Annotated in this window: 10 protein-coding genes; all 10 read left to right on the forward strand. The window is 51.2% G+C overall.

The window, feature by feature from the left end; translation table 11 throughout:
* Positions 1 to 3 precede the first annotated feature (3 nt).
* The 10 genes from recD2 (at position 4) to ligA (ending at position 11,980) form a co-directional block, all read left to right on the forward strand.
* On the forward strand, positions 4 to 2,277 hold the full coding sequence (gene recD2 / locus BN1969_RS09755; protein WP_050624130.1) for an SF1B family DNA helicase RecD2: 2,274 nt from the start codon (positions 4 to 6) through the stop codon (positions 2,275 to 2,277).
* Positions 2,278 to 2,346: 69 nt separating this feature from the next.
* On the forward strand, positions 2,347 to 3,465 hold the full coding sequence (locus BN1969_RS09760; RefSeq protein ID WP_050624131.1) for a hypothetical protein: 1,119 nt from the start codon (positions 2,347 to 2,349) through the stop codon (positions 3,463 to 3,465).
* 42 nt (positions 3,466 to 3,507) lie between these two features.
* Positions 3,508 to 5,301, forward strand: a complete 1,794-nt coding sequence (locus BN1969_RS09765) for a YodL domain-containing protein (protein ID WP_050624132.1) — start codon at positions 3,508 to 3,510, stop codon at positions 5,299 to 5,301.
* A gap of 15 nt (positions 5,302 to 5,316) precedes the next feature.
* On the forward strand, positions 5,317 to 5,565 hold the full coding sequence (locus tag BN1969_RS09770) for a hypothetical protein (RefSeq protein ID WP_025529719.1): 249 nt from the start codon (positions 5,317 to 5,319) through the stop codon (positions 5,563 to 5,565).
* Between the two features lie 72 nt (positions 5,566 to 5,637).
* The gene (locus BN1969_RS09775; protein ID WP_050624133.1) at positions 5,638 to 6,558 is read left to right on the forward strand and encodes a PcfK-like family protein; all 921 of its coding nucleotides are present in this window, start codon (positions 5,638 to 5,640) and stop codon (positions 6,556 to 6,558) included.
* Positions 6,559 to 6,583: 25 nt separating this feature from the next.
* On the forward strand, positions 6,584 to 7,126 hold the full coding sequence (locus BN1969_RS09780; RefSeq protein ID WP_050624134.1) for a DUF7666 domain-containing protein: 543 nt from the start codon (positions 6,584 to 6,586) through the stop codon (positions 7,124 to 7,126).
* A 1-nt stretch (position 7,127) separates the two neighbouring features.
* Entirely contained in the window at positions 7,128 to 9,314 is a 2,187-nt protein-coding gene (locus BN1969_RS09785; RefSeq protein WP_050624135.1) for a PcfJ domain-containing protein, read from the forward strand.
* Between the two features lie 64 nt (positions 9,315 to 9,378).
* A complete protein-coding gene (locus BN1969_RS09790; RefSeq protein ID WP_050624136.1) occupies positions 9,379 to 9,636 on the forward strand; it encodes a hypothetical protein in 258 nt (85 codons plus the stop codon).
* Entirely contained in the window at positions 9,633 to 9,956 is a 324-nt protein-coding gene (locus BN1969_RS09795; protein WP_050624137.1) for a hypothetical protein, read from the forward strand. Before BN1969_RS09790 ends, BN1969_RS09795 begins: the two co-directional genes overlap by 4 nt.
* Positions 9,956 to 11,980, forward strand: coding sequence for an NAD-dependent DNA ligase LigA (gene ligA, locus BN1969_RS09800; RefSeq protein ID WP_050624138.1), 2,025 nt, complete (start codon positions 9,956 to 9,958; stop codon positions 11,978 to 11,980). Before BN1969_RS09795 ends, ligA begins: the two co-directional genes overlap by 1 nt.
* Positions 11,981 to 12,058: the final 78 nt, after the last annotated feature.

The following is a 12,058-nucleotide window of genomic DNA, read 5'->3' on the forward strand; positions in this document are numbered from 1 at the left end:
AGGATGAATTGTATTGGTACCTACGACGGGACGATTTTTTATAATCCTGCCAATAAGTTTTGTATCGTCAGTGTAAAAACCGCAGACCAGAGTGTGCCGGCTGAGGCCAGGTCAAACAGGCGGTACAAAGACCATTTGATTCGCTTTACAGCTGTGGGGTATGAGATTCCACGGACAGATGCGGTAGAGTTGGAACTGGATGGTGAATGGACAAAGGGCAAGTATGGTGTCCAGCTCCAGGTGGAGCAGTGGCGTGAAATTGTGCCCAGAACAAAAAACGGCGTAGAGGGCTACCTTGCCTCCGGGCTTATCAAAGGGATTGGTCCCAAAACTGCCGCAGACATTGTGGAGCGGTTCGGTGTGGACACACTGGATATTCTGGAACACCAGCCGGAGCGGCTGTTGGAGATCCGGGGCATTACGGAAAGTAAATTGGAGGACATCAAAGCTTCTTATGCAGAAAACCGTATGCTCCAAGGAATTATGACCTTGCTGGCACCGTTTAAGATTACTCCCAAGACGGCATTGAAAATATATCAATATTTCGGCCCGACCAGCGTAGAGATTTTGGAAAAGAGCCCATTTGAGCTTTGCCAGATCTCCGGCTTTGGATTTCGGCGGGTAGATGCAATCGTACAAAAGAGCGGGGGCGATCTCCATGACCCTATGCGTATCAAAGGGGCTGTCTTTTGTGTGCTGGATGAGGGCAAGAGTAAACGAGGCCATCTGTACATCAGTTCTGAAGAACTGGAGAAATCAGCGCTGAAACTGCTCAATGAGAAGATACCTGTACCGGAGCTTCGCCTGCATCAGCAGGAAGTCAGGGATATGATGCAGGAAATGATCCTGAATGGAGCAATCGTTTCCGTGAAGGATAATATCTATCTTCCCAGAGTGTTTGCCCAAGAGGACGAAACGGCGCGCCGGATCGCCCAGCGTCTGGTCGCCCAGATGCCAGTAGAGCATATTGCGCCGGTGCTGGAACAGGTCAAGGTTGAAATGGGACTGCGCCTGTCTGCACAGCAGGAGGCTGCGGTCTATGCAGCATTTAGGCATGGCTTGTCAGTGATTACGGGTTCTCCTGGTACTGGTAAAACAACAGTGCTGCGGACGATACTTGAGGTTTACCGGCGGTTGCACCCTGATGGCAAAATTGCTCTTATGGCGCCTACCGGTCGGGCGAGCCGCAGGATGTCGGAGAGTACCGGCTTTGAGGATGCCCGAACATTACACAGTGGTCTGGGACTGACCAGTGAAGAGGATGAGGGCAGCCGGAACAGAAAGTCAGAGCCACTGTCGGCCGATTTAATCATTGTGGATGAGTTTTCCATGGTGGATATGTGGCTTGCCGAGAAATTCTTTGAGCGCATGAAGGCAAATGCCAGAATCGTGCTGGTAGGCGACCCAGATCAGCTTCCCAGCGTAGGAGCCGGAAATGTGTTCCGTGAGATCATCGAGACCAAAATCGTCCCGGTAACGGTGCTGGATCAGATTTTCCGTCAGTCGAAGGACAGTCTGATTGCCTATAATGCCAAATTTATCAACGAGGGCAATACCAAACTGTTTTACGGACCGGACTTTGTTTTCGTGTCTGGTGATAGTCAGGAAGATACCGCTGAAAAGATTACAGAACGGTATTGTTTGGAGATACAGGAGAGTGGCATTGAGAATGTGCAGATTCTTTCACCTTTCCGTTCAGAAGGCGCCGCGTCGTCGGAACAGTTGAATGAGACCATTCGTGAATTGGTCAACCCATTCCGCTCTGCGGAGGAGGAAATCAAGTTTGGCTCCAGGATATTCCGGGTCAATGACCGCATCATGCAGACCAAGAACACAGAAAAGGTCTCTAATGGAGATCTGGGCTTCATCCGGTATATTAAGGACACTGACCAGGGTAAAAAAATCGGCATGGATTTTGGCGCTGGCAGAACACTGGAATACGGCGTAGATGATTTGAGCAATGTGGATCTGGCTTATGCTACTACGATCCACAAGGCTATGGGTTCTGAGTATGAAACAGTCATTATGCCGCTGCTCAAAGCGCACACTATCATGATGTATCGTAATCTGCTCTACACTGGAATCACGCGTGCCAAAAAGCGGGTGGTGCTGATTGGGCAGAAACAAGTGTTGTTTATGGCAATCCATCGTAATGAGATCGGCAAGCGGAATACGCTGCTGGGTATGCGTATCCAGATGTATTTCAAAGCCTACGCAAAGAAAGCCGGTATCCCCATTCCGGCTGCGTTGGAAGAACAATTAAAGAACGCAAGTTAAAAAAGAGAGGTCAGGTGCAGAAATGGCACTTGGCGTCTCCTATTTTTATGTCAGAAAGGAGTTTCCAACATGAACGAAAAAAGTAATCCGATGCCTATGATGTACAAAACAATTCCGGCAGTGGCAGAACTGAACAAGGTGCCGGGCTTTGACCCGCTCAAATTTCTGCGCCATAAGGTGTCCAGAAAAACCAATGAGGAAATGCTGCAGTTGGAATTGCCCTATCAGAAGCTGTGGTTTCGCCTGCGTCACCCCCAGGGCCGCATGAAACTGACTACTCTGCGGATCACGGAACAGCTTGCGATTATGGAGGCCAGAGTTTATCTGGACCGCAGTGATGCAGAGCCTATCAGCAGTTACATCTCGCAACACAGTGCAGAAGAAGATACCGACTATGTACAGGCTGCCCAGGATGAGGCATTGAGTGCTGCGCTGTCGGATGCCGGCTTCGGTCTGCAGTTTGCCGATGTTGCTGTTGACAGTACGGGCAAGGTGTTTGGAAGCAGTATTCCGCTTTCCGGGACGGCTCCTATCCGGCAACCAATGCCAAATGCGGCGCAGAGGCCCGTAGAAGACCCTGGAGCGGCGCTGCGGCAATCTGGTGGGGAAGTTCATGCCCAGCTGGAGAGAACGCCTCAGAACGCCGTAGAGCGCCGTAATGCGCCTGCTCGTCCGGCGCCTATTCAGAAACCTGCGGCAAAGCCGGTTCAGAATGAACAGTCCCCGGTTTCTCCGGTACAGCCTACTGTCCAGCAGATGGCTGCAGAAGAGAAGGAGAATATGGATACACTGCCTGCCGGCAAGGTAGAGGAGAATGCTCCCAATATGGAGCTGCCGGTACCGAGCCGCGAGGTTACATTGGATAGCAGTCCAAAACAGGATGATGCGTCTGAGCAGCCGGCCGCCTTCGTATTCCAATCGGATGAACCGGAAGAACTGCCTGTGGCGCCTTCTTATACGGAGAGCACTCCGGTAGAAGACATCTTGAAGGTAATGACCTTTGAAGAAGCGCAGAATGTGGTGGTGGATAGCGGTCTGAGCAAAGGAAAGACCATGGCAACAGTTGCCAAGGAGCGTCCGGTGAGTCTGAAATTCTACCTCACCCCAGGCAACAAGAGCACCAACAATATCGTTCGTGCTGCGGCGCAGATCATGCTCGATGGTATGGCCGCACAGAAAGCCGGATGATAAGCAGCCCCATCTATGGGGCCAAGAAGGGAGGGAGAACAGATGGACTCATATCCAGGAGATTTTCCGTTCGGTATTATGGATGTAGTGGAACTTCTACATCTACGAATCAGACGCCGACAGGCAAACAGTGTATATGTGGATTGCCCGTTTTGTGGTGACCGCCGCGGCAAGATGAATGTGAATTTCGTCAAAAATGTCTGGCGGTGCAATTATTGTGATGAGCATGGCGGTATGCTTGCGCTTTATGCGCGGCTAAACAATACGACTACATCCGATGCGTATTGGGAGATAGGAGAAGCCCTGTGCAACGATTTTCACAGGGAACGGCCGAACTCTGGATATGAGATGGCAGGAAACCAGCAGGCTGGCACTGGGTCCCCGGTTTCGGGGACTCAGACCGACCTTGCCGGATATGAGAGGAGGGGCGAACTAAAAACAGTGCAGCAAGCAGAACGGGCCAGCGGACAGGAAATTCATCAAACGCTTTCGCTGCTGCTCGCTATGCTGCCTCTTCAGCCTGCCCACCGCAACCATCTGCACTCCCCAAAACGGGGACTGTCGGATGAACAGATCGACCGGATTGGGTTCAAGAGCACTCCACCCCCTTTCCTTTGCCGCGCCATTACCGAGCGGCTGATGAAACAGGGATGCAAGGTGGAGGGGGTGCCCGGCTTTTATCTGGATGACAGCGGGCGCTGGACCATGAACTTCTACCGAAAAAACGCAGGGATTTTGATTCCAGCTGTGGGATACGACGGTATGATACATGGCCTGCAGATACTTTTGGATAGTCCGCTCAAGCAAAAAGATGATCCACCGGATAAGTCAGGAGCCAAATACATCTGGTTTTCGTCCTCGTCCAAAAATATGGGTGTCACATCCGGGAGCCCGGTACATTTTATCGGCAATCCATCTGCTCGGGTGGTCTATGTCATTGAGGGACTGCTGAAAGCAGACATCTCACACTGCCTGACAAACCGGACTTTTGCGGCGATTGCCGGCGCAAACAACACAAGCCAGTTGGATACGCTGTTTGCACTGTTGGCACAGAATGGCACTGAGGAGATCATTGAGGCTCATGATATGGATAAGTACAGTAACCAAATGACCTCTAATGGGGCATCTAAGATCTATCTGATGGCCCGAAAAAATGGAATGGCATGTCGTCGGCTGACCTGGAATCCGAATTATAAAGGGTTTGATGATTGGCAGCTTGCCCTTCGGGAGAAAGAACAGAAGGAAAAGGAGGTGCAGAGAATGAATTTTAAGCAGCAATATCTGTGCGGTAAGTGTGATTTTACCTATATAGATGGCTGCGTCGAGCTTTGGCACACCAGAGCGGAGAAAGATTTGGATCTGACAGAGTATCTGGGGCTGACAAAGGAAGAGTATCAGATATTTCTTGCTCAGGGCAATCGGGCGCTGAAGGATATTCTGGACAGCCAGAGAGTTTTCCGGAGATTTTGCATTTACCAGCTTTGCCTGGGTGAGACACAGACGGTACCTTTCGCGTTCAAGCAACTGGATGCACTGCGTAAAGCTGGATATGAACAGCCGCCTGCTGCCGCCTATCAGACGGTATGGAGCGCAGAGGTCTGTTGCCCAAAGGGGCAGAATGACATGGAAGTGCTGGGGCGCCTGTTCCTGGACTTTAATGAGCATTTGCCGGAAGATTACAGAGGCCGTCCGTTGGCTCCATCTGATGTGGTGGAACTGGACTGCCAAGGCAAACGCACATACTTCTATGTGAATGACTGCCGGGATTTTGCACCGGTACGCTTCTCCCCATTCTTGTGTAAAAGACTTCCGGAGCCTGCTCAAAAACAGGAATGAAGGGATAGGGGTCAGATGCGTATTGCAGAAAAGAAGAAAAGCCAGATTACAGCACTGTATGAGCAGTGCTCCAATCTTCCGGCAGATGTCAGAAGTTGTCTGGAGAATGGCTACTTTACCGTAACGGTACCTCCACCCTGGAATATGAGCAATCAAAAGACTGCGCAGGAGGTGCAGGACAAAATCAAGGAATGGTCAAGGCAGTATACTGGCGTGGTCTGCTACTGTTTTGACAGCTTCAGCACACTTTTATATGTGCTGTGAGCAACACACAATGGCATGGAAAGGGTCATAACGGCCTGCTCTATGCCATTTTTTGCGAAAGGAGATTTTACAATGGGTGTTTTTTCAGAAATAGCAATGGAGCAGCAAAACAGTATGTTCGATTCGTCTGCAGCCTTTGAGGATGATGAAGCCTTTGAGCTGGAGGAGATGGAATCTTTGCCTGTGCCGCCTGTAGGTACAGACACTGTCCCAGTATCGGCGGCTTCGGTTTGTGCCGGTGAGACTGCTTTGGCTGATGCAGAGGAGGAACCTGCGGATGAAGTAGCGCCTGCTGGGGAAGAGAAGTCTGCTGAGGAGGGGAATTCGGCACAACCGCCCGCCGCAGAAGATGAAGAAAAAAAGCGTGCGGAGCATGAGGCGGCTGAAGCCCAGCGCAAAGCGGAATTTGACGCCAAACAGCAGGCGAAGAAAGCCGCGGAGCAGGAGCAAATCGCCCGTCTGGAAGCGATGAGTGATGAAGAAGTAATCGCGGCCTCTACCCAGAGGGTGAGTACCGATGTGGAAAAACTGACACGGCGAAATATGAAGGAATGTGTGTCCGAGCATATCCAGATGCTCTGTATGGAAGATACGGCGTTTGCCCGTCTGACGATGCATCCGAAAAAGAATATGATCCGCTGTTTCCAGTACATCAACCGAAAGGCATGGGATTATGTGCAGGATGAACTAAAAGCAAGCGGAACCCGCCCTGGTCCCGGACAGCAGACATATGGCTGCGATGTGCCGGATGATATGTGCTATCAGTGGGCGGAAGATTATTTCCGTGACCCTGATGCCAAGGAAGACCATGAGGATGAGGAGAAGTTTGTTCCCAAGCCGTATGCTGGGAAGTCCTCTGCAAAGAGCAAACCTAAGAAGGCGGCAGAGAAGAAAAAGACGGAACCCAAGGCGGCACCCAAGCAGGAGGAAAAAAAGCCTTCTCAGGATGGGCAGATGTCGCTGCTGGATTTTGGGATGGCAAAGGCAGGCTGAGCCGGCAAAGGAGGAAAAATGCAGAATGATTGCTTATAAGGGTTTTCGCCCCGGGCTGATATGCCGTGGCTATCAGTTTGTGATGGGGCTCAATACGACTGAAAAAGCAAATTGCAGGGAAAATGGATTTCACTGCGCGGAAAATCCGCTCGACTGCCTTAGCTATTATTCCAGCCTGGAGCATTCGGAATATTATATTGTCAACGCCGGCGGCGACATCGATGAAGATGAGCATGACTCCAAAATCGCCTGTACGGAGTTGACTGTGATTAAGCGGCTAACCAAAGAGGAGCTGTTTTTACATGGTTTGGCCTACATGGTAGATCACCCGCGCAGGGTGTGGAGTTCCCATGTGGCAGCCAACCGGGCAATGGCGAACTGCGGTTATGCGGTGGTACGGGGGAAAGACCCCGTTGCCACCGGCAGACTGGGAGACATCCTTGCTTTTGCGAAGGAAGCGCCGGATTCGGAAAGTATCGTACAGGTTGCTGTAGGACAAATTGATGGTGTCACATTACTGCCGGATGTGTGGTATGGCGTGGATTTGACAAGAAGGACGGTGAATTGAGATGAAAAAACGAGCCCTGATGGCGCTTCCAAAGCTGACAGCGACGGATGAAATGAAGCAGATTGCCGCTTCGGATCTGCCAAGAAAAGAAAAAACCACCTATGGATATGTTCGGGAGGTGTGTGAGTATTATGCCTACCTGAGATGTATCACGCAGGATGGGATATTGAAAGTGGCTTTCTTTTTGCCGGAGCATCTTCGCCTGAATGGGAGTAATCCGGCCTATGAAGTGTATCTGGATAAAGAAAAGCGGCAGTTTATCACCTATAACAGCCTGACGCAGAAGTGGTGTGAGTCCAAGTTGGACAGACTGGACTGGAAACGGCTGTACTGGTATGCCAAAACCAGCTGGGTCAGTGAGGAAGATATGACAGCCGTACAGACTTATTTGGGCAGCGATAAAAAAGCAGTAGATGCAATTCTTCAGTTTCAGCGGGATGTGCGTGATGAACAACTCGAACAGCGGCACCGGCGGGAAACTGACCCATGGGATAAGGATATGGAACAGGTGCCGGAGCTTCCAAAGGACTGGAGCCGCTGGGTGGATAAGGTTGCCATTCGGCAAAATTACATTTATTACCACTACAAAAAGGGCGGTGCCAAAACAGGTTACTGTACCTACTGCGAAAAGGAAGTGCCAATCAAGGTGCATCCTCATCACAATCAACAAGGCCGCTGTAGCTGCTGCCGACATCCGGTGGTATTCAAAGCCTATGGACGAGCGGGGTATATGCAGACAGAAAAACATTTTGCCTACCTGATTCAGCGATGCAAGGACGGCTTTGTAGTTCGTGAATTTCAGGCTGACCGGACATACAGAAAAGAAAGCCTTCCAAATTCCAAGCTTTATTGCCAGGAAATCCGGCGCACGATTTATGACCGGGAAAGAAAACCAAGAACCTACTATTGGGGGCTGTATAAACAACGCAATATGCGTTGGATTTCCGGAAGGCCCTGTTCTTACGGCTGGTATGGTTCGGATGATGGACGGGTCTATGGCAAAACACTGCCAACTCTGGAACAGCAGGAACTTCGCTGTACAGGACTGGTCAACTGGATTCGGAAACAGAAAAGCGTTGACCCGGAAAAATATCTGGCTGTGCTCGAACGGATACCGCAAATGGAACAGATCAGCAAGGCGAACCTGCCGAAGCTTACCAAGGAATGTTTCAGTTCCTGCGAAACAGTCAGTGAACTAATCAAAAACCATAGTGCTGGGAGTCTGATTAAAGCTCTGGGCCTTGACAGCAGGAGGTTTCAGCGACTTCGGCTCCATAATGGAGGCTGTGATCTGCTGCGGTGGCTACAATATGAAAAGGGCACCGGCAGGGAAATCCCGGATAATGTCCTTTTGTGGATGTGTCAGCAGAACATTAGCCCCAGGGATGTCCAGTTCATTGCTGACCGCATGAGCATGGTGCAGGTCTACAACTATGTACGGCGTCAGATGCCATCCTTCCGGCGAAACAGCCATGAGGTACTGCGTACCTGGGAGGATTATCTTTCCATGGCAAAGAAACTGCACATGGATGTATATGATGAGATCGTATATCGCACCAGAAAACTGCGGCGGCGCCACGATGATCTGGTGCTCAAATGCCAGGAGAAGGATATTGAACTGCAGGCCGAGGAGATGGAGGAGAAATTCCCCCATGTTAATGCCATCTGTCAGGAAATCAAAGCGAAATATGAGTATGCCGATGCAGATTACATGGTAATGGTGCCAAGCGGCATTCTGGACATTATTACCGAGGGGCGTGCGCTCCATCACTGTGCAGGCAGCAGTGACCGCTACTGGGACCGGATTGAGCGGCGAGAAAGCTTTGTGATGTTTCTGCGAAAAACGGCTGATCCTTTCCATGCCTATTACACGCTGGAAGTGGAGCCGGATGGAACAGTGCGGCAGAAACGGACGGAATATGACCGGCAGAAGAAGGACATTGAGCAGGCGACCGAGTTCCTGCAGAAGTGGCAGCGGGTGATTACTGCCAGGCTGACAGAAAGCGACAAGGCGCTGGCTGCGGAAAGTCGGATTCTTCGTGAGAAGGAGTTTATCCAGTTGAAGAAAGATCGGGTCATCATCCATACCGGCCATTTGGCAGGAAAACTTTTGGTGGATGTGCTGATGGCAGATCTGATGGAGAACACGGATAGCATCCAGTCTCCGGCGCTGGCTGCTGCAGCGTGACAAATGAGAATGGCCGGGCATCCTTTGGGTGTCCGGCTATTGATGAACAAGGAAGGAGCAGAGCATGAAACAAATTGGAAATCTGGCGGTGGTTTGCGCCAGGCGTCAGAATGTGCTGCTGCAGGTCGGCAGCGAAAAGGTATGGGTCCATGTGGGAGCCGGACCGGAACGGGATACGCTTCACGCAGCATGGGACGATGATGATGCCATTCGGCGTATTGTCCATGAATTGAATTTTGGCAGGTATGCAGCCGGCAGAAATGGGCTGCATACCGCACAGCAGGATTGCCCTGCGGGGCGGGGAAAGGAGAAAAGTGCATGATTAAAAACCTGAACCAGCTGCGCAGGACGCTTCGGGAAGGAACGCAGTTGGAGATATTGGATCACTGCCGCCCGGAATGTATCGGGCAGATACGGAACATTACGCTGGTAAACACGCAAGGCTTTTACAGTACCGTAGCGAATCAGCCAGATGCGTCTGACAACAGAGGCAACGGCGGCCGCGGCCCGATCCTTTGGTGGGGCAGAGCCGCCCACTGGCAGTTTACAGACGGTGTTTGCAGTGTTTTCGACAGTGAACAGAAGCATACGGAAGAAGAACTGGTTATGTCCTTCCGGGTACTTGAAAAGGAGGCAGCATAATGGAACGGAATATTTTTGAAAAGCAGAGAGAATTGAATGACCGGCTCAACCGTTATCGGGATGAGTATTATAACCGCAACGCGCCCAGTGTGTCAGATGAGGTATATGACAGACTCTTTGACGAGTTGAAAGAACTGGAACAGGAAACGGGAATCCAAATGGCAAATTCGCCAACCCAGACAGTAGGCTATCCTGCGGTGAGCAGGCTGGAGAAAACCAGACATGAGATCCCGCTGCTGTCTTTGGATAAGACGAAGAGCAGTATGGATCTTCTGAATTTCATGGGTGAGCAGCAGATCATGCTGATGCTCAAACTGGATGGCCTGACTGTAAAGCTGACCTATGAGAATGGAGAACTTCTGGAGGCGGCTACCCGTGGCGATGGTGACGAAGGGGAGATCATTACCCATAATACCCGAGCCATCAGCGGTATCCCTTCCCACATCACCTACAAAGAGAGACTGGTTGTGACGGGCGAGGGCTTTATCAGACCCAGTGATTTTGAGGAACTGAAGGCCGGCCTGCAGGACAGCAACGGTAAGCCCTATAAAAACGGCCGCAATCTGGCTGCTGGTTCCATCCGTCTGATGGATGCCAAGACATGCCAGGAGCGTCGGCTGGTTTTCATGCCGTTTGGTGTGCTGGAGGGCTTTCCGCACCTGACCCGGAAATCAGATAAGCTGCGGGAACTGCGTGCACTGGGGTTCCAGCCCTGCAAGTATCTGGTCACAAAGCAGAAACTGACGTTGGAAAATGTGGAAGCCGGTATTTATCAGCTGCGGCAATATGCCACTGACAAAGATATCCCCATTGACGGTATCGTGGTTTCGTTTAACGACATCGCCTATGCCCAGAGCTGCGGCCGCACCGGACATCACTATAAGGACGGTCTGGCCTATAAATTTGAAGATGACCTGCATGAGAGCCTGCTGCAGTACATTGAATGGACGCCGGGCAGAACCGGAGAGATTGCTCCGGTAGCTGTGTTTGCACCGGTGGAAATCGATGGTTGCGAGGTCAGCCGGGCCAGTCTGCACAACCTGTCCTTTATTGAGGATCTGGAACTGATGGCTGGAAACCGGATTCTGGTAAGCAAGCGAAATATGATCATCCCCCATGTGGAGGAAAATCTGGACAGAGGCGGTTTCTCTATGGCGGATACGATTCCTCATGTTTGCCCCTGCTGCGGACAGCCTACCCGCATCCATGAATCAAGCGGAAAGGGCGAAAAGGGCGAGGATCGCATCATCAAGACGCTGTACTGCGATAATCCTGACTGTGAAACACGCCGACTGAAGAAGTTCGTTCATTTTGTCAGCCAGAAGGCGATGGACATTGAAGGGCTGTCGGAGGCTACACTGGAAAAATTCATTGGTCAGGGATTTATCCATAGTTATCTGGACATTTACCGTCTGGACCGCTACCGGGCTGAAATCGTCCGCATGGATGGGTTTGGTGAAAAGTCCTGGCAGCGCCTTTGGGACGCTATCCAGCAGAGCCGGAATACCACCTTTGAACGGTATCTGATTTCTATGGACATCCCTATGATCGGCAACACTGCCAGCAAGGTATTGGGTCGTGTGTTCCACTATGATTTGGATGAGTTTCGGGATGCGGTCTATGGAGGCTATGATTTCCGGCAGCTTCCGGATTTTGGGGAGACATTGCATAACAATATCCACGACTGGTTCTGCGTGGAAGATAATTTCTGTATTTGGGAGGAGTTACAGACTATGATGAATATTCAAAAGCCTGCTGTGGCAGAACACAGCGAAGACAGGGTGCAGGATAATCCCTTTGTGGGAAAGACTATCGTAGTCACCGGCAAGGTGGAACCATACACCCGGGACGGAATCAATCACATGATCGAATCACTGGGCGCCCATGCCGGCAGCTCGGTGTCCAAGAAGACGGATTATCTGGTCTGCGGAGAAAATGCCGGCAGCAAGTTGTCCAAGGCCAGAGATTTGGGCGTTACGGTGCTGTCGCCTGCGGAGTTTTTCCGCATGGCCGGTGCTGAGTAAGAAAATATAGCATACCATCGGTGTGCTGTCAGGTGATCAATGGGGAGAGGAACGCATTGCGGGCCTCTCCCCATTCTT

The organism is Clostridium phoceensis (assembly GCF_001244495.1).
Classification (GTDB): Bacteria; Bacillota; Clostridia; order Oscillospirales; family Oscillospiraceae; genus Lawsonibacter; species Lawsonibacter asaccharolyticus.